Below are 22748 nucleotides of genomic sequence, written 5' to 3' on the forward strand. Positions count from 1 at the left end.
AATCCTAGATTTTCTTTCAAAAGGTAGAAAAGTTTTTATCAAGTTCAGAATTCGAATCTGTAACCCATAGTGTATTTGGTTTCCATTCCGGAGAAGGTTCCAGTGCCGGAAGATCCACTTCCCGCTCCAACGCTAGATGGCATTGCGGAAATTACCATCCCTCTGCTTTGGCCGTCAGAAAACTGGACTACCGATTTGACAGAATTTGCAAAAACATAAGAATCGATCAGGTTCAAGAGATAGATCCCGCCTAACACATATAAGGCGCCTTGGTATTCTCTGAAGTTTTTATCCGCTTCTTCTCTTTTTATCTGAACCTGACTGGATTGATTCGCAAAATAAGCATCGATAGGAGATAAGGACGGAGTAGCGGCCGCTTGGGCTTGGCCAAGCGCAGCAAGTGTAAGGCTCTCCCTTGTATACGGGTTTCCCAGATCTCCATATTCTCTTACCGAAGTTCTATATACTCTGAATTTGTCATAAGCAACAAATGCAGCCGCGGCAAATAGGGTAGGGTAGAGAAGAGATTGGAACTTTCTGTCCGTATAATATTGTCCCCAGCCAGGCACGGCTGCCGATCTCATGAGCGCGTTTAAAGGACGTTTTGCTTCTTGTTTACGAAGTTCTTCTTGGCGGCGTGCTTCTTCGTCCGCTGCTGCCTGTTTTTTTAGATCTTCTTCTTTTTGTTTCTCTTCTTCCAGATGTCTTTGAGCTACTTCTTTATCTTCTTGCTCTTTTTTGTCCGCTGCGAGTTTGTCTTCTTCCTCTTTACGGATCTTCTCCTCTTCGTCGTCGTTCACATCTTGGAAAAGGATTTTAAGGATGAGATCTTTATCTACTTTACGTTTTCCTGATTCTGTTTGGAGAAGAACAGAATGTTGATTTTGAGTGATGATATCTCCTTTGACTTTTCCACCTTCTCTCAACAAAACAGTGACTGGAAAGATCCCAACAGGAGCAAAAACGATCAATAAGATCGGAATAAATTTTTTTAAATGCAAAGATAACATTTCAAAAACGAAAAAGTGTTACACCACTAAAGTCCCCAAAGTATTGGACGAAAAGAAATTAATTTCCAAATGAGTCCTTTCTAAGAGAAGAAACATCTATTGGACCCGAATATTTCAGAAAGAGAGTCAAATAGACTGAGAAAATACCTTGGTTTCAGGACTTTTTCTTCTCAAACGCATATCCAAACCTGTACATGCATTCCTTAAGAAAGGTTTTCCCAGGTCGGTTAAAACAAGGGTTTTTCCTTTCCACTCTATTAAATTATCGTCTTCCATAGTAGCCAAATAGAGGCGAACTTCTTCAAAAATCGGATCCGGAACTTCCACTTTTCCCAAAGTGGAAAGTTTTAGAATGAGTTCTCTTTGAAGCAAATCTTCAGAATTTAATTTATGTCCCCTGAGTATCGCCTGTCCATTTTCCGAAATTCTTCTTTGATATTTTTTCAGGATCTTTTCGTTCTGATAGAAACAATCCCAACTATCCGAAATTGCAGACACGCCCAATCCTAAAAGTAGATCGGTGGACTTGGTGGTATAGCCCATAAAATTTCGATGGAGATTCCCATTTTGATAAGCGGTGTAAAGTGAATCGGACTCTAAAGCAAAATGGTCCATTCCAATTTCTTTATATCCCGCATCCAAAAAGAGTTCTCTTCCGAGCTCATAGAGCTCTCTCTTTTCTTCTCCCTTCGGAAGATCATCTTCAGTGAACAATCTTTGCGCAGCCTTGATCCAAGGGACATGAGCATAACTATAGAATGCGATACGATCCGGCCTAAGCTCTAATGTTTTTCGGATCGTTTCTTTCATACTCTCTTTGGTTTGTTTAGGAAGTCCATAGATCAGGTCGAAATTTACGGAATGATATCCTAACTTTCGAGCACCCTCCGTGATCCCAGCAGTTAGCTCATAAGGTTGAATTCGATTTACTAGTCTTTGCACTTCCGGATCGAAGTCCTGGACACCCAAGCTGATCCTGGTAAATCCGTATTTTGCCAATACTTCTAATTGGGAAAGCCTGGTTCTTCTTGGATCTACTTCTAGCGAAAACTCAGGAGAATCGGATACTTTCCAAGAATCTAAAATAGGTTTTAACAAACTTTCCATATTGGATTCGGAAAGGTAAGTAGGAGATCCTCCGCCCAAATGTAATTCTCTAAGCTCGCGCTTCGTCAATTCAGGAAGTTCTTCCTGATATTTTCTGAATTCTTGCAGAACTGTTTCCACATACGGGTCTTCTACAGAATGGTTTTTTGTAATAGAAGTATTACATCCACAAAACGAACAAAGAGTTTCGCAGAATGGAATATGAAGATATAATGCAACGGAAGAATCATCCGGAAGCAACCTTCTATGAAGCGCATCTATCCATTCTTCTCTAGTCGGATTGTCTTCCCAATAAGGCACAGTAGGATAACTAGTATATCTAGGTGCCGGGACATCGTATTTTCGAATTAAATCAGATTTGGAACTCATACGAAGGCCTCACGTATCGTGCTTACGAAAGTTCTAATATTCGCTTCCGGTGTTTTTGGCAGGACTCCGTGACCCAAACCACAGACCCATCCTGCTCTTTTTTCAGGGACCAGATCCAAAAACGGTCTGATCCAACGATTTAAATATTTCTTAAATTCCTCAGATTCCATAAACAGAAGTGCTTGGTCAAAATTTCCCTGCACAAAATGAGAACCGTTCCCCAAAAAATCGACGATATCAGTTCTATGATCCATTCCAAATCCAGTCAGTCCGGAAATTTCTCTAAGAGACTGCAAGGAACCTGGCGCCAAATTTTTTGCATAATAACCTATCTTACCGGGGAATGCCTCCACCAAAACCTTAATGCTTGGCAAAATCGCCTCCTGGAAGAACGCAGGAGAAGCATCTCCTGCTGCGGTATCAAAGATCATTACAATCTCTGCGCCACCCTCTAATTGTAAGCGTATGTTTTCTTTTAATAAAGCAAGGATCTTTTCATAAAAACCTTCTCTCAACTTCGCCGAAATTTTAGGAAGTATTAGATTTCCATCATGTTTCCCTTGGGTAGCATAACAGAATAAGGTCCAAGGACCTCCGATAAATCCGATCAAAGATTTATCCTTAGAGATCCTTTTTCTGGTGCGGATTACCGCATCCTTTTGAAACCCCATAAATTCAACCGCTTGTTCCAAAGGGTAAAACTTTTTTAGATCTTCTAATGTGGAGAGATGCCAACCAAGTTTCGGACCTTCTTCCCCGAAACGTAATCCCATTCCGAATGCTTCTAAAGGGAAAAGAATGTCGGAGAATAAAATTGCAGTATCAAAATCGAAATCATCCACGGGACCAAAAGCAACTTCCGCAGCAAGTTCCGGGACCTTGCACAGCTCTTCGAAAGAATGTTTTTTTCTTAAATTTTGGTAATGCGAATGATAACGGCCCGCTTGGCGCATCATCCAAATTGGAGGAGTGACCTGGGGCTCCAACTTAAGTGCGGCTTGGAATCTAGTATTAGACATTCTTTAAGTCTCCGATCCATTGGTAGCCGACCCCTCTCACAGAGCGGATCGCATCCTCACCCCTGTCTCCGAAGGCTTGGCGTAATCTAACAATGGAATTATCTATAGTTCTATTTGTAGGGAATTTTTCCTCTCCCCAAAGGCGATCTAAAATCTCATCTCTGCTAACTGTTCTTCCTCTTTCTTCCACTAAAAAGTTCAAGAGAGCACAGTCTCTCTTAGAAAGATGGATCTCTTCTTTGGAAGGTGTAAGGATACAATATCCGTAAAAATCCAGAAGATACCCTTCGTAAGAATATTTAGCCTGTTTTATGGAATGTTTATGAGATTCTAATACGTGTTTTACCCTGATCAACAATTCCTTTAGATGGAATGGTTTAGGTATAAATTCTTCCGCGCCTAGTTCGAAACCTCTCAAACGTTCAGGCGCTCCTGAATGCGCAGTTAAGAATAAAAATGGAGGGCAATCTTTTCTGGATTTTAATTCTTCCGCTAATTCAAATCCATCTCCGTCAGGCAAACGAACATCTAAAAGGATTAGATCCGGCTTGGAATCTGCGGCCAAAACTTTTGCAGACTGGGCGGAGACCGTCCAAACCATTTCGTATCCTTCTTTTTCCAAACGTTCCTTTAAAGTTTCCCCTAAAGAACGATCGTCTTCTACTAGTAATAATTTCGCTTTCATACGCCGCTTCTCCTTTGAAAAGAATAAGAAGGCAAAATCAACTCTGCCAAAAATCCTCCCGACTCGGAATTTCGAACGGAGAAATTTCCTCCCATTCTTCCGGCTAACTTTTCGGCGATATACAACCCAACTCCGGTGCCACTGGTGCTCGTATGCCTTAGGAATAATCTTCCTAATAATTTAAAATTACCGGAGAAACCTTTTCCATTATCTTCGAATTTAAATTTGATCCTATCTCCGGAAATTGGTTCTGAAAGTATTTTTACTTTCGTGGCCCCTCCATGTTGCACGGAGTTTTCCAAAAGATTTCTAAAAATACTCTCTAAGGCTCTCCTGTCCGCTAACACTTTGGTTTCTTTCCATTCAGTCTGGATATCCAACTCGGACCACTCTTCTCTTAGACTTTCCTCCCAGTGTCGGAGGTCCAACTCTTCCAAATATAATCCTTCAGATCTCATCAAGCTTGCAAGATACAATGCCTTGTTCATTTGAGATTCGATCCGGTCAGAGTCCTTTAATAATCTGTGAAGAAGTTTGTCTTTGCCTGCTTCCACACCTTCTTCCAATAAACTCTCCGCTTGCAACCTGAGACTTGCTAAAGGAGTTTTCATTTCATGAGTGACTGTGGAGAAAAAATCGTGAATGAGTTTGTTTCTTTTTTCTTCCCGGAATGTTAACCAGACTAAAGTTGCGCCGCCAATCACTAATAAAAAGAGAAAGAAGGCGCCTTCCATTTTGATCATAGAACTTTGTCTTTCTAATTTTTCTAAAAAATCAATATCGACCTGAGATCCCAAACGGGCGGCAAGTTCAGTCGTCATTTTATTCTGTCTTAATCCCAAAAAAAGCCACCATACCCCGAGCGAAACCGTAGTCATAACCCAGATTACCGGCAAAACAATCTTTTTGGAATCGAAGACCTTCATACTTTCAATTTCTTTAATGCGGAATCCGCCTTCTCCAATGTTTCAGAAAGTATTTTGTCGGAATGAGCATAGCTCAAAAAACCGACTTCATAACCGGAAGGTGCAAGATAGATCCCTTCCGAAAGAAGTGCATGAAATACTTTTGCAAAACCTTCTTTATGGCCGACAGGGATCTTATCCACAGTGCGGATAGGGGAGGGTGATTTTTTATGGAACCAAAATAAAGAAGAATGTACACTGGAATCCCAGTCTCCCTCAGGATCTCTCTCCCTTAAGATAGAGACCATTCCGGAAACGAAAGACTTGGTGCGATTTTCCAAAATATCCCATACATTATCTTTTTCGCATTTTTTCAATGTAGCCAGGCCGGCTCTCATTCCAAAAGGGCTAGCGCTTAACGTTCCAGCTTGATACACAGGCCCTTGTGGTGCAACCAGGTCTAACAGCTCAGCTTTCCCAGCGTAAGCTCCGACAGGGAATCCTCCGCCTATGATCTTTCCGTAAGTCACAAGATCAGGCGCAATTCCTAATTCTCCGCTCATTCCGGTGAGACCTACTCGAAACCCGCTGATCACTTCGTCAAATAGCACAAGACTCCCGTGTTTTCTGGCAATCTCTACGATCTTAGATAAGAATTCTTTTCTTTGTACTAATAAACCGTAATTTGCAGGCAGAGGTTCTATCACTAATGCTGCGATATTCTTGCCTTCTTTTGCAAAAAGTTCCTCTACTGCTTTTTCGTCGTCCAAAGGAAGGACCAAAGTATTTTTGATGAGTTCTGAACCAATTCCAGCACTATCGGAAGAAGATTCTCCGGCAAGCCCGGAACCTGCTTTTACAAGTAAAGCATCCAAATGGCCATGGTAACATCCGTCGAATTTTAGGATTTTATCACGACCTGTTGCAGCACGAGCCACACGTAAAGCGCTCATTACCGCTTCGGTTCCGCTATTCACGAATCTGATTTTCTCTACCCAAGGGATCTTGGACACGATCCATTCTGCGAGTTCTAATGAATAAGGTTCTGCAGCGCCGAAACTCCAAGCAAGGTCCACAGTTTCGGATACGATCTTTTGGACATCTTCGTCTCTATGACCTAAGATCAAAGGACCGAAGCTTAAACAATAATCTATGTATTCTTTTCCGGAAACATCCGTAAGTTTAGCACCTTTTCCGGTTTGGAAGAATACAGGATCTCCCCCCACGGAACGAAAGGATCTAACGGGAGAATGTACTCCGCCCGGTGCAACTTTTTTTGCTCTTTCAAAAAGTTCCTTAGAACTTGGAAACATCAGCCTAAAATCTCCTTTCCTCTTCTTGCGGCGTAAGTGATCAGATAAGACGCACCTGCTCTGGAAAACACTTGCCATGTTTCTTTAAGAGCATCTTCAAATTTACAAAATCCATTTTCTGCGAGCATTGCAATAGATGCATATTCTCCACTGACTTGATAAGCACCGACAGGCAGTCCAGTTTGCTCTTTGATCGGCAAGATCAGATCAATAGAAGTCATGCCTGGCTTAACCATCAAAAGATCTGCGCCTTCTTCCGTGTCTCTGATAGAAGAAAGAATAGAATCCTCTCTGTTTCTTACATCTATTTGGTAAGAAGAACGATCTCCATGACCAGGAGCAGACTCTGCAGCTTCTCTGAACGGTCCGTAAAAATGGCTCTTGAATTTTGTAGAATAACTCATGATTGGAACATGCTGGAAACCATTTGAGTCCAGAATATTTCTGTGACTTCTAATTCTTCCATCCATCATATCGGAAGGAGAAATGCCATCCGCACCTGACTCAGCATAGCAGAGAGCCAGTTCGGAAAGTCTTTTGACAGAACTAATATTATCTATTCTGCCTTTAGGATCCAAAAGACCGCAATGACCATGAGTGGTCAAAGAACAAAGACAAGTATCCACCCAGAGAAAAGCCTCAGGGAATTTGGATTTTATATTACCAATTACGTTTTTATAAAATGATTTCGGGATAGAATCATCCGACTTTTTCTCAGGAACCAAGAATAGAAGGAAATGTTCCACGCCATTCTTCAGATCCGATTCTACTTGAGACAGAATGGACTCTTGGCTATCACGGAATACTCCAGGTAAAGAGGACATTTTTTCCGGAGATTTCAGACTTTCGGTTACGAATATCGGCTGGACCAGTTTTCTTGGGTTCAAACTCTCCGAAGAAACCAAATTTCTGAGCGGGGCATTGAGGCGATTTCTTCTCAGACCCAACAAACTCTCGGAACTCATACAGCACCTCTTTTTGTAAGAAAATCCGGGGCTTCACCCTTGCAGGCTCTCTCCCAAGATTCAAAGTTCGGGAATGCGAAAATTTTCGCATTCGAACCTAATGTTTTTCTAATATATTTATACGTAGCGCCGGTTCCGCAAGAATGAATACGAGAGCCTATTTCAGGATTCTTTTTATAAGCTCTATCGAATTGAGAAGCGCTCATCCAGAAAAAATGAGAGTACGTGGAAAGATCAGGCTGTTCAGAATCAAAGTCCACTTTATAAGTTACGAACCTTTTCCAAACTCCCTCAATGATATCGCTCTCTTCATGAGTGAGCTTAATAAAGTCAGGATTGGATTCATAAAAACTAACGATATCTTTCGCGTCTTCTTCTCCCAAACCGTCTGTGGAGCCGTTTACCCAAACATCCCTGGAAGCTAACTTCTCCCAGGTTTTTGCACCAGCCACGATAAAAATCGTTTCTGGTCCCGGCAACTCCCAATCCTTAGGCAAAGAATCCGCGCGAGAAACAAACCAAAACTTTTCTTTAGGAACCGACGCTTGAACAGGAGAACGTTTCATTCTAAAACCCTGTCTCGGTTTCGGAAATACAAGATCTAAAGAAGAAGGGATCGGTAATTCTTCTCCATTCCATCGATCAAACGCGTCTAACTCGGAACCTGAATCAGTCTTACCTCGAACGAATAGAAAATCGGCAGGTCCTCCCAAAATTACGGAGACCCCGATCTTCTGGTGGCAACCCCCGCCAAAGTAAGAGAGAATTTTCCTTTCTTCAAGAACTGCCGCCTCTTCTTTCCGATTCGAAAGTGGAAGTAAAAGTTTTTTAGTCTTCTCGTCACCTTTTCGGATCTCAGCAGCAAGTGCACCTTGCGCGGGTGCATTCGGATTTTTTGATAAAGGCAGAACCATAAACAGTTCATTCGCAATGGCAGATCTAATTTCTTTTCTGACTTCCGAATATTCTTCCGTGGAAGAAAAAGAAAAATTTTCAGCAAGAAGACGATCTATCGCAGCCTTTGCTACTACGAGTCCCGAAACCTCAGGATCGGATTTCCATTTACGGAGTCTAGTCTGAACATTCCCTCTTACAGGATGAAAACTGATCGGCAAATTTTGTAAACGAGAGGGGAGTGCACTCGGAAGAAATGCAGAAAGATTATATTCTCTTCTTGGACTTGAAGAATGGATCTTAATTTCTTTAGGAGGATTTTCGTAAGAAGATCTTTTAAATAGCAGAACATCTCTTTGGTCTGCGCGAGGAAGTACCATTAGAATTTCAGTGCCATCATGACCTTCCAGATCTAAATCCTTAAAGGAGTGAACGACTACATCCACATTTCCTTGGACAAGCTCTTTGGTTAAGTCTTGGGTGAATACACCTCTGCTTCCCATTTTCCAGAGTGGAGTGGTTAGATCTTGATCCCCGCTTGCTTCTTTGAAAAAAAGTTGGAGCTCCAACTCAGGATACAATTTACGCAATTGATCTTGTACGAGGCAGGTCTGTAATTTAGCGAGGGAACTTTTTCGGGAACCGATTCTTAAAACGTCGGACAAGGTAGGTCATCCCAACCGAATACAAATTGATGAGCTTCCAGTTCTCTTTCTTCCAAAAGCTCGTCTAAAACGGATTTTAATTCTTCCTTCACTTTTCTGGTCCTTTCTTCCGTTTCTTTCAAGGAAGAAAGCATCTGGGCAAAGGAAATATATACGATATCTGAAGGCCATGCTTCTTCCAAAGGCTCTTCTCTAAAATCTAAGACGAGATTGCCTGGAGCCAGCTTATCCATCCAAACTGAGCAGTCCATAGGAGCGGCGATCACCCAAGCTTCTCCATTAGGAGACCAATCTTCCATTAAATGAGAAGAAGAACCGGAAACGGAAGATAAAAATTCCAAACGATTTGGATTACGTCCAACGATCTTAGTTTTTCTATTAGAATGAGAAAGCCAAGGCAGGATCTTTTCAGCAAGTTGTCCGGTCCCAAAGAGTACAATCTCCTTAGGAGGATTGGAAGCTTCGGATAAATATTTATCCGCCAAACCACCATAAGATTGCTCTCCCAAATTTTGCAAATAACCGGAGCGAAGAGTCCTACAATCTTCAATTAAATTGTCTCTGAGCTTTGCCAAATAATCTCCGAAAGCGAGATCAGGCACTTCTTGAAATCTTTGTTTGAATTGAGAGAGAACTTCTGTTTCTCCGAATAATTTAGATTTTAAGCCTGAGATAATTTCGAGAAGAAGTCTATATGCTTCGTAACCGGATTTACTTTCCCAATGAGAAGGAAGATTTTCCGGATGCGGATGGATCCTGGAATCTGAAATAAGAACAGTGCGCATACAAGTCTTCCAAGAAAATGCATCTGGAAGAGACAACAAATCCCTGTCGGAAGATTCAGAGTGAAAAACTTGTAATGTGGACCACATCTATCTTAGATCATACCTAATTCAGGGCCCTATTTGTCAAAATACTGTCAGAGAGATCCGAAAAATATTCCTCTTGCATGTGTTGAGAACGAATTTCAAAATGACTTTATGGTTTGGGACATAGGCCTCCAAGATAAAATAGTTTATCTAGTTGTTGGCGCTGCAGCGGTTTATTTGAGCTTTCCGCTCGTTTCTTCTATTAAAAGTTTATTTAGCAAAACCCAAACCAAGGAGACAAGTTTCGGTTGTTACGAAGCTGCTTGCTCCTCTTGCGAAGTAATTGATAAAAATCAAAAGTCCTTATCTAAACGAAAGCACGGATAATTCCAAAAGAGTCATCGCGATCCCATCTTCATTATTTGAATATTTAGTAATATAAGAAGCACCTTCTTTCAAAATAGGCACCGCATTCTTCATCGCAAATCCGTATCCGGAAGAATAAAGCATTTCTCTATCATTCAGCTCGTCGCCGAAAGAAATCACTCCAGCCTCGCCTAAGCCTGAAATTTTTAGATAAGACTGGATTGCTGTCCACTTGGAAACTCCCTTCTCCAAAACTTCCAAGCAGTAAGATACTCCGGGGATTTTGGTGATTACGGTCCTATATTCGAAAGACTCAGGCAAGGATAGAAGTTCCTTTTCTAATTCGATCAATTCTTCTTTTATTAGAGAAAGATAACATACCACAAGCGCACGATCCGAAGAATGTTCTAAAAGGTCTCCAACCAACTTGGTTCTCGCGATATCTCCACCTGAATAATTATGATACTTTTCATCCGTGATCGGAGACTCGATTAAGATATCGATCCCTTCCTCGAATCGATCTACATGGAGAAGGGGAGAGTGGCCCTTCTTCTTTCCTAAAGATAAAACTGCGTATGTTGCGTTTTCAGAAATATATGTTTCTGAAATTCTTTCTCCACTTGGAGAACTTCGGAGCACCTGCCCATTATTGGCCACCACAGTCACATTCCCCCGAAATTCCTGAGCGTATGGAAGTGCAGAAGAGAACCTTCTTCCTGTAGCGATGATTAGCCCAACCCCCTGATCCAATGCGGTCTGCAAAACATAATGATTCAAACTGGAAATAGAAGCCCTAGAATCCAAAAGTGTTCCGTCCAGATCCATTGCAATCGTATGAAAGGGGAGAAGCCCGTCCAATTTTGGAAATTTGTGCGAATGAGAAATGATATCCATTCAAGGAAACCTACATCTTTTCCAATAGACCTAAGGGCAGGAGTTCCTTCCACCTCCTTTTTTCGTTTTCAAAAGAATCAAAACTGATTGCCTGGAAGAATGGAACTCAGTCTGGCATATTCTCCCTGTCCGAACGACACATTCATCTTCTATCATCTCATCTCCGGAAAAACCAAAGCACCATTTTCCGTAAAAGAAGAACTATACGATGTGGAACAACTGAACCAATTCGCAAACAAAGGAAAATTCCAAGCCACGAAAATTTCATTCGCAGCGTTGTTCCAAGTTGCAGACAATTATTCTCTTTTGGACAGCGGATCAGCACTCGGTAGGAACTGCGGCCCGATCATCATAAAAAAAGCGGGTTCTTCTGTAGGAACTCCCAACAGGAAAAAAATTTTGGTCCCGGGGCTCTGGACCACTGCAAACTTACTCACACATCTATATTTAAAAGGGGATTTTACACCAGTTCCTACACGCTATGACCTGATCCTTGACAAAGTAAAAAATGGAGAAGCTGACTTCGGAATAGTCATCCATGAAGAAAGATTCACTTACGAAGCAAGAGGTCTCTCCAAAGTAGAAGATTTAGGAGAATGGTGGGAAGGCACAACAGGCGCACATATTCCACTTGGATGTATCGCAATCCGCAGAGATCTTCCTTCCCAAACAAAACATGACTTAGATTCGGCGATTAAGGAAAGTCTTTCTCTTGCATACCAAAACAGAGAAAGTATGTACGATTATATTTTAAAACATTCTCAAACCACAACAAGAGAAGTGGCGGATGCACATATAGATCTTTATGTGAATGAATTTTCTAAAAGTTTAGGAAAGGAAGGAGAAAGGGCCATCCGCTTATTACAGCAAAAAGCCCTAGAAACAGGATTACTTCCTCCGGAAAAAGAGAAGGACTTATTCCTTTAGTTTTTTGAGTTCTCTAACTATATCCAAACTCGCAGGAGATTGGTTCAAAGTATAAAGATGAATTCCGGGCGCTCCCATCTTGACCAGCTCGCGGCATTGGCTTACTGAGAAATTGGTACTTCTTTTATAAAATTCTTGCGGCTGGTCCTTCACTTCTTCCAGATCGGAAACTAGTTTTTCAGGAAATTCACAGGCAGCCATTGCCTTAAATCTTTCAATTTGAGCAAAAGAAGTGATTGGCATGATCCCAGGGATCACAGGCACATTGATCCCTTTTTTGCGGATCAGATTTAAGAAAGATTCGAAATTTGAATTTTTAAAAAACAATTGAGACACCAGGTAAGAAGCACCTGAATCCACTTTGCGTTTTAGATTGTCCACATCGGATTCTAAACTTGCAGCTTCCGGATGTTTTTCCGGATAACAAGCAGCTCCCATACAAAAATCGAAACCTTCTGCTTTTATAAAAGAGATAAGCTCGCTTGCATGACTGAATCCACCTTCTACCTTCTTGAAAGCCTCTTCTCCCTTAGGAGGATCTCCTCGGAGTGCCATTAGGTTTTCAATCCCAGACTCCCGGATCTGTTTTAAAATAACTCTGATCTCGTCCTTGTTTCCGCCCACACAGGTAAAATGAGCCGCCGCAGGAAGAGAGAATTTTTTAGCTAATTCGGAAGTAATTCGGATCGTTTTATCTCGAGTAGAACCACCAGCACCGTAAGTCACAGTGATATAACCAGGATCTACCTTGGATAATTCTTCCACAGCTTCAAATAACTTCACTTCTCCTTCCGGAGTTTTAGGAGGGAAAAACTCGAAAGAGTACACCGGCGTTTTTGCCGTTTTATAAATTTCTAATATCTTTTTCATTCTAACCTTTCCCCGCAAAATACGGGGAATTTTTCAACTACAGCAGAGTAGGACTTGGATTGGTCCTCTACCGTTTCTTTGTAAGCCCAGAGATTTTGCCACAAGCGCACCAGGCTTTAAATTTTCAGGAGCGATTCTGACCGCATGGCCTCCGGTTAGACCAGAACATAATAGGTCTCCGGGTTGCACAGGATAAGATTGAGCCTCTACATTCGCAAGGACCACTCCTGCAATTGCAACCAGCCATTGTCCTTCCGCTTGCGGTTTGTCTCCCAAAACTAATGCTGCAGACTTAACCGCGACTCCTACGATATTCGTAGCGTTTGGTTGTCTGGATTTATGAAGTTTACCATCTTCTCCCATGGCAAGAAGATCTCCTTCCGCAATCACATCAGAAGACTGAACAGGAAAAAATTTAGCGATACAATCCGTACCTTTTCCTGTTTGGAGATATACTGTTCCCAGAAAATCGGAATCTCCTTCTGCCAAAATCGCTTTGCCTGAGCCTGTTTCGTTCAGACTTGGAATCCCTTTCCCGCTTGCATATACTGCATGGCCGGATCTAGAATGGAACCATCCACCGAATCCTCTTTTGGCCAGACCTAAAATACCTGCGGATTCTTTTTCGCCGGAAGCGCTATCTCCGCGAACTCCGAATTTTTCTCCAAAACCTAAGATCCCGGAGAATCTACCGGAACCTACGATACCTGCTCCTTTCTCGCTCTCGTTTCTTGCGTAAGCAAGTCCCGCATTTTCAGGAGGAGGGGAAATATTTGCATAAGGCGCTTCTACAGAACCCTTCAGTCTCAAATATCCAGTATGAGAACTGAAATCGTGCTCTTTAGGAGCGTAATCATGAGCGTGCGGAAGAGGCTGTCTTGCATCCGACAATCTAGGATCATCCGAAGAAACTACATGACCAGGGATGGACTTTCCTTTGGGCGCAACAGTCACTATACCAGGATATTCGGTACTAGCGTTACGCAACCTTTCGTCATCACCTTGGACAACTGCACCTTCTTTTGCTTCACCGGAACGAGCCAGCTTCACAATCCCATAAGACTGAGGAGTAGAAATTTTTAATCTCTTATCATTTCCCTGAACTGCAGCATCTGCAGATTCTTCTCCATTAGAAGCGAATCTTAAAATACCGGAACTTTCTGTAGTAGCATGTCTTAGTCTAGGATCATCAGAAGTGACCACTTTTCCAGGACTTGCGTCTCCAGGCGGCGCTAATTGAACTAAACCGAATTTTTGGTTCGTTGCATGTTTCAAACGATCGTCATTCCCCTGAACAACAGTGCCTTCTTTGGTCTCACCATTCTCCGCAAGTTCAACAATACCAAAACTTTGGGTAGAAGAAGGTTTCAAACGATCATCATTTCCTTGCACGACTCTATCTGCCCGATTTTCGCCGTTCGCAGCAAGTCGCACCAAACCATAAGAGGCCTCGGTAGAATGTTTTAATCTTCTGTCGTTACCTTGGACAACAACACCTTCTTTTTCTTCTCCATCGGAAGCAAGTTCTACGATACCCTTATACTCGGTAGAGCCGTCTCTTAACCTTCTGTCATTTGCCTGAACTGCGGCACCTTCAGAAGTTTCTCCATCAATCGCAAGTCGGACCAAACCGGATCTAAGAACAGTTGCGTAGGGAAGTGGCTCTGCAGTAGGTTTATGGGTCAGCTCGCTTAAGTATGGAGCCGCGTATAATTCTACTTCTACGATGCTTGCGGAATATTTTTCTTTGTTCTGGATCTTGCGAGGGCGAGAAACGAATTTCAAGAAGCGAATATTCGTAGGTAAAAATCTCCATTGATACCAAGTCCCCAACTCGGACAAGAATTGATTCTCTTCCAAAAGTTGGTTCCAGGTCAGATCATCCTCACTATAATATACCGTAAAAGTTTCCGGAAAATGTAAGTGACCGTCTTTCGGCGAAAGAACTCTCAGCTCATTCACTCTACTAATAGAGCCAAGATCCATTAGGAAAAATTCTTCCTTTGGCTGATTCGATTCTATAGAAGACCAGCCGTAGTCGGGCCTTTCATCGATCAGATTTTCTTTTACCCAAAATCTATCTTTCTCGGAACTCACTTCTAATTTAGTAACTCCAGAGATGCCAACTTCCAACGCTCCGATAGAAACTTTAAATTTAGCTCCTTCTTTTTCAGAAACCTTACTGACCAATTTTAGAAAGTTAGCGCGGACCAAGGAAAAGTTCCACTGTCCCACTCTTTTATTCAACCTTCTGAAACCTGTTTCTTGAAGGATCGGTTCCCAAACTTTTCCATCCAAAGAAATTTCGAATTTAAAAGAGTCAGGGAAGAATGTGCCGGATTGTTCCGACTGATGCAACTTGATCTGATTAAAACTAGAGCCCGGATTTAAAACTAAAGTTAAAACCCCAACACCAGGATGATCCAATTGTTCGGAATAAGAACGAAGTCCTCCTTCCTTAAATTCGAACGTACCCTTAGTCTTAATTTCGTTTACTTTAACTTGTCGAGGATGGCTGATCCGGATGGATTCTTCATTCATAAGAGCTTTAACGTGGTCCTTTTAAACATGTACCCGGTTTTCTTCGGCTTTTGCAGAAAATATAACCAGTATCGAGGGGTGGATTTTGTCTGTGAAGTACTTTGTAATGATCATCCTAAGTGTCTCAGGAAGTGGATCCTTGACCAAAAGAGTCTTACCGTCCGGTTCCACCTGAACTTTCTCCAATACTTCTACGCTACTTCTAGAAAGATTTCCCTTACACCATTCCAGAAATCCAATCCAAGAAGCTTCTTTTCCCGAAGAATGTCCGGAGCCTTGAGACTGGACAGGGGAGGTATGCTCAAAATTCGGCCGCTTCGTTCCGGACAGATTTTTACAAATACCTCGAATATAATGTAAATTTTCCCCTAGTCCTTGTGTATTTGCAATTCCCATTGCTTCAGAAAGTATCCCGTCTCCGTATCGTTCTTTTAAAGAATCTAAACTCAATTCCTTCTTTTCCAAACTAGGTTTTTGGTTTTGGGTATTATGGATGGTTATATTTATATTGTTTGGGTTTCCAGTTTGACCCCCCTCCGGGCTACCTGTCAACACCCCTGAGGGCGCTCCAATTCCCCCTCCGGGGTTTCCAAAAATAACCCCCTGGGGTGGAATTTTAGAACCGGGGTAATTGAAGCAAAAATAATAGGTGGAATTCTTATGCCCGGTCCCAGGAACAAATTGTAGAAGGCCCGCCCTTACTAGGTCTTTCTTTCCTTCGTTAATAGATTTTTTAGTCTTTAATCCTGTAAGTCGGATCAAACTTTCATTACTAGGCCAGACAGGCTTAAAGGTCTGGTCACTAAATTTAAGCAGAACGAGATAAAGAGTCTTCGCGGCTGGGGATAAAGTGGCCCAAACCCCGGAATCTATGATATCCGAGAGGAATTTTATATATGGAAAATACTCGCCCATACCTTGGATCCTCTTTTGCCCCGGAGGCAAAAAAATTAATTTTAAGCAAAAAGGTTCGAAGGTAGTTGACATTTATCCGACATAAGGTTACTTATGTCTCATCCAACAACATTCCTTCGGGAAGGTCCGGCCCCTGGGCAAACCAGGGGAGTTTTTTTATCTCAGACCGACGGCAATGTTTCTTCCTTCTCTCTTCCGGGTTGGGAGAAAGTACTACATTTCCGTTTAGAATATTATGTCACATATTGGGGCGTTTTTCAGCTCCGTCAACTCATTCCCGATTTTTTCAGCCCCAGTCCCATAAAATCTTTTGCTAAGTACATGTTTGTACTGTTTTATTTCGTTTAACAACGAATGTTATTCGATTTTATGTTTCGGTTTTGGATCTTATTTTCCGAATTTTTTGGAAATTTCTTTCTTAATGAACTTGTGAAGTTCCGAAAGAAACTCTTCGTCTTCGGTAGAGATGATGACGCTTGTGCCTTTTTTTACGATCTTATAAGGATAGAGAGAAACTAACGGTTTTTCTGGAGATAGTTTAGTCCCAATCTGTGCGGGGGAGAATAATCCGCCTTCTTCTGCTCTGTTAAAAGTTTTTGCGTCTTTTACAGTCTTCAGTTCGCCTGAATTGAATTTTTCTAGAAAATCTTTTAGAGTACCTTTTTTGGCCGCAGAGGCTGCTTGCACTAAAAGGTTTTTGGATTCTATTCCTGCTTCTTTACAAACCTTTAGATCCTCTTTGGAAAGAGAGGAAATTCCCAAAAGTTCAGTCATATAACTTCTACTTTTTCCGAATAGATTTCCTAACTCCAGATCAGTATAAGAGAAAGAAGTTTTGAGATGGGTCATGGCCTCTATCTCTTCATAAGGAGATAAATTTTCTCTCTGTAGGTTTTCTATGATTGCTAGGCGGAAAGTTTCCTTTGCATCCTTGTCTAAAATTTTACATTCTACTTCCGGCCATTTGAGAAGACTCGCTGCATGGAATCTTCTCTCTCCGGCGATGATCGTATAAAATTCTTCGTCCGCTTTTTTGGTGACTAGGATAGGTTGAAGAAGTCCGTCCCTGTCCAAACTTTGGGCAAGTTCTTCTACACCTTTTTTTCTCTCTTGTCTAGGCTGACTTTCAGAAGGACGGATCTTATCCAAGCGGATCTTGCGGATCGTACCTTCTAATTTTTCGGCTTGGAAAACATCTGCGAGAGAGCCTAATCTTTTACTTTTTGAGCTCATTCAAAAATTCCTCAATGAAGCCTTCGTATTCTTGTGCCTGGCGGCTAGACTTATTGTATTCGTAGACTGACTTTCTTGCTAGGTGAGATTCTCCCACTGCCACCCCGTCCGAGATGCTATTATCAAAAATTCTGAAATATTTGGTAAGAACCGGAATGATCGTTTTAGTAAGAAGTGTCTGAGGCTTGAGCTGAGTAACCAAGGCGCCCATGATTTCCAAGCTAGGATTGATCCTTTTTTTAATGCTAGTGATTGTTTGCTGTAGTCCTAAAATTCCATCTACGGAAAACTTTTCCGCCTGCAAAGGAATGATCACATAGTTGGAAGCAACAAGAGCATTGATTGTAAAAATGGAAAGGCTAGGAGGGCAATCGATCACGCAAAAATCTATTTCCTTTTCCAGATCCGCAAGAGCGTCTCTTAAAATATAGGGGGCATCTACAATTGCTGCGATTGTTTCTGCTTCCGCGAGGGTCAGGCGAGAAGGAGCGATGTTCAGATTCTCCACTTCGGTCTTTACCATAACTTCTCTAATTTTCGCCTTGGACTGGAAAATATTATGCATGGATTTATCCAGCCCTTCCGGATTCAGGAAAATCCCTGTAGAATTTGCCTGAGGATCTATATCGATCAGCAGAGTTTTTTTACCTCTTCTGGCGAGACCCCAGGCTAAATTCAGGGAGGTAGTGGTTTTACCTTCTCCTCCCTTTTGGTTTGCGATGGATACTACAATCATTCTGTTCCCTTGTATCTCAATTGTCGGATGTCCGACATCCCGTCCTTATATCTCCCATACGAAATCGAGAGAATAAAGAGGAGAATTTAAACAAAAATAAAAATTAAAAAGTCAACTCCGGGACCGAAGCCAACACTATATTTCCATGTAAGAAGAAGGGGAGAAGCATTCAAACTAATTCTTAAATTTTCAGAAAATTGCAGAAAAATCGAACCCAAATGTCGGACGTCCGACATTCGAAAGAAAGTCCAGGTACATGGTTGACACCATGCTTAATTTTAAACATTTTCCCTTCTATGCTATCCGCTCCGGAAGAATTTATATGGGGGAATCCAAATCCTAAAGAACTTAGGATACTGCTGCCTCTTGCCTTTCCGGAATGTTTAAGATTAATCGATGGCCTGGCTGGACTTGCTACTTTAGTCTCCGAATCGGACCCTTCTTCCTTAGAGGAGGCGGGCTCTTGGGGGTATGGGGAAGATGGATTCTTCTATCCTTTCTTAACTAAGGGTTCCCAGATTCGAAGCCGTTTGGAAGGAAGTAAATCTCCATTCTTTTTGCATAGATCGGAAGAAGTGGAGCTGTTTCGAGATGATTCACTGGGATGTTTATTGTCCCCCGTTTTACTGGAAGGTAGAATGTTCGGATTCTTTCTGATAGAACTTCCGAACCAAGCCGAAGAAAAACAAATTTTACTCTTACATTTACTCTGCCAGAAGGTTGCTCGTCTTTTGAAAAAAGAATCGGAACCTTCTACCATTTATCGAGCTTCCGAGGAGATTGGTTCCGATCCTTTGGGAGAGCTTCTTTTTAGATTGGGAAATGGGAAAAGTTCCCAATTGGAGAAATTCAAAGAATCCAAGAGCATTTGTATTTCCGGTCCTGCATCTTCCGGAAAAAAAACCTTAGCAAAATGGATCCAAAAAAAGGAATTTCCTGGCAGGCCAATTTTAACGGTTTCGCTCCTTCCGGAGCAGGCATCCAAGTTGGAAAAGGCTCTGACCGATTGGGAAAAAATGGCCGAATCAGGGACCCTAATTTTAGAAAATTCAGAGAACTATTCTTTGGCACAACAGAGGATCTTGTTCGAATATTCTCAAAGAAAGTCCAGAAAATCCCGTCTCATTTTTTTAGAAAACTCAGGTAAAAAATCAACTGAAGAGTTCTTATATTTTCGTTCTCTTTTGGCCGAAAATAGGTTAGAATTACCTGTCTGGAAAGACTGGTCAAAATCGGATAAAATAGCGGCGGTCCAACCGATTTTCCAAGAGGTCTGCGAGTTACATGGCCGCCCTGATTTAGCACTTTCCGAGGATGCGATCGAATCTTTGGTGGAAGGAATTTCCTGCCAAAATTTAGAGGACCTTCGGAATGCAATTGAAGAAGCAGTTTTAAATTCCGGCTCGGGGGAGATCCGAAATTCCGATCTTAAAAAAGAAGGTTCAAAAGGGATTTCTCTTCCGGATCCGGAGGACCTGGATTTGCGAAAAGCAGTGGAAGCCGTGGAACGCCAAAAAATTCTTTTAGCGGATAAATTGTTCGGCGGTAACCAAATACGAATGGCAAAGGCCTTGGGAATTTCCAGGGGTTCTTTGCAATATAAATTAAAAAACCTAGGTTTGGGTTAAAATTTTGGAATTAGATTCCTTATACGAAGAAAGAAAAACTCCGGCCGGATTTTTAGTAAAAGTCCGCCTGGGAAAAATGACGTACGTAGTTTTCACTGCCAAGGGCCCAGAAGTCCCGAAAGGAGCCAGAAACCAGTCCATCGTGGTTCCGGTTCCAAGAATCGCATTTTTAGGAGAGGATTTTGACCTTTCCCATTTTAGGTTAGGTGAACTAAGTTTTGTAAACGTAAAGCAGGGGAAACTAGTGATCCCGTACCAGCATTCTAGTTCCGGAAACGAAGTTCGGACTATCTTCCTAAACAGTGGAAGTGAATGCGATATTCTGCCAATAATCATCTATCATTACGACCGAGTGGACAGTCTGCTCAGAGCCAGAGAAGAAGGTGTAGAAATGCATCACCTTGTTTTGGATGAGGAGTTCCCGCGCCAAGAATTGGTAGCCCTGAAAATCAGGTTCCCTTCCTTGAACATGCTGATCATCAAAAGAAAGGTGGCCCAAAAGATCGGAGCAGTGGGGGAAAAACCGCCCGCCGGAAAAGAGGAGCTGGAAAAAAGCCTGAGGGAAGAATCCAGCATTGTGGATTTCAACAAAGTCAGGGCCACGGATCTATTGGAGAAGGGCAACCTGAACATGCACTCCAAAAATCCGGTCTTCTTGGCCAGGATCCATCTCAGAAAAATGGAGCTGGAAAAAGTTAAACAATTACTTTTGGAATTCACATTGAAGTCGGAAGAAGTCGCATTCATCCGGACCTTCTTAGATGTAATGATCCGAAACGATGACAATAAAGAAGAGCTGAAAGGCTGGGCCCCTAAATTAAAAAATTTAGACGAAGGCTTCCGACTTGCAGGTTTAATTTTAGAAACGAAAGAAAAAGAGTTCGAAGCAGAATTAGAGAAAGGGTTTTCGAAAGATATCGCGAGCATGGTTTATGCACTTTTGGAAAAAGAGCAGGACAGAGCGGAGAACAAAGAACAGGAAATTGTGCTTTGGGAATGGAAGCTCCGAGCCAAGAGGCTGTTCAGAAAGATCGCTTAAAATCCTAGAAAAACGGTAAAAAAAGCTTCCATTTCCCTCAAAAATGGCTAAAAATGGGCTATACTGTCATGTTTTTTCGAATGAGACATAGTTTTTTGGCACAATTCTTGCTTATTGCCTCCCTGGCTTTGGGCTCGAGTTCTGCCTTCGCAGAAGAGGGTCCTGACTCAGGACTTTCTTCTCAAAATATGTCCGAGGCAGAAGAGTCCATTTCGGAAGAATTAAAATCTATCTACCAAGAAGAAGTGGATCAGGTGCTCGCTGAAGGAATTTCTTATTCTGAAGAAGAAAGATTGTCTGACTTTCCGGATTTAGATTCTCTTTTGGCTGATGATGTTGTTCCTACCAGAGTCGCAAAAATTTCTTCGCATCAAAAAGCGGAGAAGGAGAAAGACCCTAACTCTGAACTTGGGATCCAAAATCGAGAATCGACTTCTGAAATTTTTTCAGAGTCATCGATCCTCTCTCAAGATTGTCTTCTTGGTCTGAATGTTTTATTACCAAATATGAATGTCGGACAGTTCATTGGTCAGGAGTTCCTACCATTGCCCCAAGTCCAAGGACGAAATCGAGACCATGAGACTTCTCCAGTCGGAGGGGTTTCTTATGCGTACGCGGTGTCCGGATGTGCGGGTGTGTTTTCCCTATATTTAAGTGGAGAAGGCTCCGCAGCCGAGTCGGCCTGTTCTGTCGAAGATCAAAGAAATCTGCTCTTGGGGTCTGGAGTTCCTACCGCTAAAATGGCGGATTTAGGGAAAGCCGCAGAGAATGCGCTTGGATCGAGATTAAGCTTAGAATCCAATCAAATAGGGGACATTACCTGGGTTTTTGGAGAATCAGCTGAAAACCTGATCTTCTCCTGGGCAGACCTAAGCCAAGGGTTGGAAATAGGGGAGTTTGTCGGACACCAAATAGTAACTATCGGATCCTTCCCAGAAACAAGAGGGGCTCAGGATTCTAAACTAAAAACTGCAATCATTACTCAAAAAGGTCCTATCTACGCGGGACGAGACTCTCATAAATTTTCTTCTGGTCGTCCGACCCCAGAAATTCTAACGTAACAAATATGGCCGTGAAGATCAAACGAACCTCTTTTCAGAGGCTTCTGAATGCGATGAAGAAAGTCACTAGTGAGGTAAACGATCACGAAATTCTTCGCAGATTAGAGACTCTTATGGTCACTAGCAAAGAAGATCTAAACCAAGCGGTGGTTCGTTCTCTTTTAGAAAATCCTTTGGACTTTGATCCTAAATCTGTGCCTGAGCCCTATGCCCAATATGTTAGGCATTTCGTATATATGGTGAAACGAAATAAGAAGATGGGACTGGATGTAAATTTCGATGCAAGCGCTATCGATTCAAAAAAAGATAAAAAGAAGTTAACTGCTCCTAAAAAATCCGCTCCAGCTAAAAAACAAGTCCCCGCTCGCAAAAGAGCCTAAATTCACAAAACTTCCCTGTGCTGCGCACAGGGCCAAAATCCACTTTCCAAAGAAGGGCAGTATTCCTACTCAAATACCCGTATATGGGCGGATGTTCGCATAAATAGGCGGGCATTGCCTAAAAATCGTCTCTTGCTGCCTGGATTTTGGCTTTTACATAAGTGCCTAATCATAAGCAAGAAAAATGATTATTTGCCAGAAACGGCTTGGGGGTATTTGCAGATTGCGTAATGGGCGCAATTGCGAAAAACGGGAAAGGATCTACCGTAAGAGAAGCGATAGGATTCAGTTGTAGATCGGGCCTTCCGTAAGCCCAGAAATCCGACAGTCTATTGTAGTCGGGAAGTTAGCTTGGCCTCCTTGGTGAATACGGTGCTGCCCAAAAACGAGCGTTTAATTTAACTAGAGAGGTAGGTG

21 protein-coding genes are annotated in these 22748 nt (G+C 42.2%); 6 read left to right on the forward strand and 15 right to left on the reverse strand.

Features of this window, described 5'->3' with window-relative positions:
- Positions 1–44 precede the first annotated feature (44 nt).
- The 9 genes from CH352_RS12830 to CH352_RS12870 all read right to left on the reverse strand — a co-directional run bounded on the left by CH352_RS12830 (position 45) and on the right by CH352_RS12870 (position 9804).
- A complete protein-coding gene (locus CH352_RS12830; protein WP_100707403.1) occupies positions 45–1010 on the reverse strand; it encodes an LA_0442/LA_0875 N-terminal domain-containing protein in 966 nt (321 codons plus the stop codon).
- Positions 1011–1136: 126 nt separating this feature from the next.
- Complete coding sequence (gene hemN / locus CH352_RS12835; protein ID WP_100707402.1) at positions 1137–2486, reverse strand: oxygen-independent coproporphyrinogen III oxidase; 1350 nt, start codon at positions 2484–2486, stop codon at positions 1137–1139.
- On the reverse strand, positions 2483–3505 hold the full coding sequence (locus CH352_RS12840; protein ID WP_100707401.1) for a uroporphyrinogen decarboxylase family protein: 1023 nt from the start codon (positions 3503–3505) through the stop codon (positions 2483–2485). Before CH352_RS12840 ends, hemN begins: the two co-directional genes overlap by 4 nt.
- Positions 3498–4190, reverse strand: coding sequence for a response regulator transcription factor (locus CH352_RS12845; RefSeq protein WP_100707400.1), 693 nt, complete (start codon positions 4188–4190; stop codon positions 3498–3500). Before CH352_RS12845 ends, CH352_RS12840 begins: the two co-directional genes overlap by 8 nt.
- The gene (locus CH352_RS12850) at positions 4187–5116 is read right to left on the reverse strand and encodes a sensor histidine kinase (protein WP_100707399.1); all 930 of its coding nucleotides are present in this window, start codon (positions 5114–5116) and stop codon (positions 4187–4189) included. The genes CH352_RS12845 and CH352_RS12850 overlap by 4 nt, the downstream gene beginning before the upstream one ends.
- The gene (gene hemL / locus CH352_RS12855; RefSeq protein ID WP_100707398.1) at positions 5113–6408 is read right to left on the reverse strand and encodes a glutamate-1-semialdehyde 2,1-aminomutase; all 1296 of its coding nucleotides are present in this window, start codon (positions 6406–6408) and stop codon (positions 5113–5115) included. Before hemL ends, CH352_RS12850 begins: the two co-directional genes overlap by 4 nt.
- Positions 6408–7373, reverse strand: coding sequence for a porphobilinogen synthase (gene hemB / locus CH352_RS12860; RefSeq protein WP_100707397.1), 966 nt, complete (start codon positions 7371–7373; stop codon positions 6408–6410). The genes hemL and hemB overlap by 1 nt, the downstream gene beginning before the upstream one ends.
- Positions 7370–8932, reverse strand: coding sequence for a hydroxymethylbilane synthase (locus CH352_RS12865; RefSeq protein ID WP_100707396.1), 1563 nt, complete (start codon positions 8930–8932; stop codon positions 7370–7372). Before CH352_RS12865 ends, hemB begins: the two co-directional genes overlap by 4 nt.
- Positions 8917–9804: a glutamyl-tRNA reductase gene (locus tag CH352_RS12870; protein WP_100707395.1), complete on the reverse strand. Its 888-nt coding sequence runs from the start codon at positions 9802–9804 to the stop codon at positions 8917–8919. Before CH352_RS12870 ends, CH352_RS12865 begins: the two co-directional genes overlap by 16 nt.
- 33 nt (positions 9805–9837) lie before the next feature.
- On the opposite strand from CH352_RS12870, the gene CH352_RS12875 reads away from it, so the two are divergent.
- Positions 9838–10128 carry a hypothetical protein gene (locus tag CH352_RS12875; protein WP_243396368.1) on the forward strand — a complete coding sequence of 97 codons (291 nt, stop codon included), beginning with the start codon at positions 9838–9840 and terminating at the stop codon, positions 10126–10128.
- Here CH352_RS12875 and CH352_RS12880 read toward each other — a convergent pair.
- On the reverse strand, positions 10105–11001 hold the full coding sequence (locus CH352_RS12880) for an HAD-IIB family hydrolase (protein ID WP_100707393.1): 897 nt from the start codon (positions 10999–11001) through the stop codon (positions 10105–10107). The two genes, CH352_RS12875 and CH352_RS12880, sit on opposite strands and share 24 nt — an antisense overlap.
- A gap of 99 nt (positions 11002–11100) precedes the next feature.
- On the opposite strand from CH352_RS12880, the gene CH352_RS12885 reads away from it, so the two are divergent.
- Positions 11101–11928 (forward strand): 1,4-dihydroxy-6-naphtoate synthase, encoded by an 828-nt coding sequence (locus tag CH352_RS12885; protein WP_165780191.1) that lies wholly within the window; start codon positions 11101–11103, stop codon positions 11926–11928.
- Here CH352_RS12885 and metF read toward each other — a convergent pair.
- The 5 genes from metF to CH352_RS12920 form a co-directional block, all read right to left on the reverse strand.
- A complete protein-coding gene (gene metF, locus CH352_RS12890; RefSeq protein WP_100707391.1) occupies positions 11917–12798 on the reverse strand; it encodes a methylenetetrahydrofolate reductase [NAD(P)H] in 882 nt (293 codons plus the stop codon). The genes CH352_RS12885 and metF overlap by 12 nt on opposite strands.
- Before the next feature lie 33 nt (positions 12799–12831).
- The gene (locus tag CH352_RS12895; protein WP_100707390.1) at positions 12832–15339 is read right to left on the reverse strand and encodes a discoidin domain-containing protein; all 2508 of its coding nucleotides are present in this window, start codon (positions 15337–15339) and stop codon (positions 12832–12834) included.
- Between the two features lie 21 nt (positions 15340–15360).
- A complete protein-coding gene (locus CH352_RS12900; RefSeq protein ID WP_100707583.1) occupies positions 15361–16254 on the reverse strand; it encodes a helix-turn-helix domain-containing protein in 894 nt (297 codons plus the stop codon).
- 387 nt (positions 16255–16641) lie between these two features.
- Positions 16642–17487, reverse strand: a complete 846-nt coding sequence (locus tag CH352_RS12915; protein ID WP_100707388.1) for a ParB/RepB/Spo0J family partition protein — start codon at positions 17485–17487, stop codon at positions 16642–16644.
- On the reverse strand, positions 17471–18223 hold the full coding sequence (locus tag CH352_RS12920) for a ParA family protein (protein WP_100707387.1): 753 nt from the start codon (positions 18221–18223) through the stop codon (positions 17471–17473). The genes CH352_RS12915 and CH352_RS12920 overlap by 17 nt, the downstream gene beginning before the upstream one ends.
- A gap of 218 nt (positions 18224–18441) precedes the next feature.
- On the opposite strand from CH352_RS12920, the gene CH352_RS12925 reads away from it, so the two are divergent.
- The 4 genes from CH352_RS12925 (at position 18442) to CH352_RS12940 (ending at position 22331) form a co-directional block, all read left to right on the forward strand.
- A complete protein-coding gene (locus CH352_RS12925) occupies positions 18442–19851 on the forward strand; it encodes a helix-turn-helix domain-containing protein (protein WP_243396367.1) in 1410 nt (469 codons plus the stop codon).
- A gap of 4 nt (positions 19852–19855) precedes the next feature.
- The gene (locus tag CH352_RS12930; RefSeq protein ID WP_100707386.1) at positions 19856–20890 is read left to right on the forward strand and encodes a hypothetical protein; all 1035 of its coding nucleotides are present in this window, start codon (positions 19856–19858) and stop codon (positions 20888–20890) included.
- Between the two features lie 95 nt (positions 20891–20985).
- On the forward strand, positions 20986–21951 hold the full coding sequence (locus CH352_RS12935) for a hypothetical protein (RefSeq protein WP_243396366.1): 966 nt from the start codon (positions 20986–20988) through the stop codon (positions 21949–21951).
- 5 nt (positions 21952–21956) lie between these two features.
- Entirely contained in the window at positions 21957–22331 is a 375-nt protein-coding gene (locus tag CH352_RS12940; RefSeq protein WP_207766704.1) for a phosphatidylinositol phospholipase, read from the forward strand.
- Positions 22332–22748: the final 417 nt, after the last annotated feature.

It is taken from the genome of Leptospira hartskeerlii (assembly GCF_002811475.1).
Classification (GTDB): Bacteria; Spirochaetota; Leptospiria; order Leptospirales; family Leptospiraceae; genus Leptospira_B; species Leptospira_B hartskeerlii.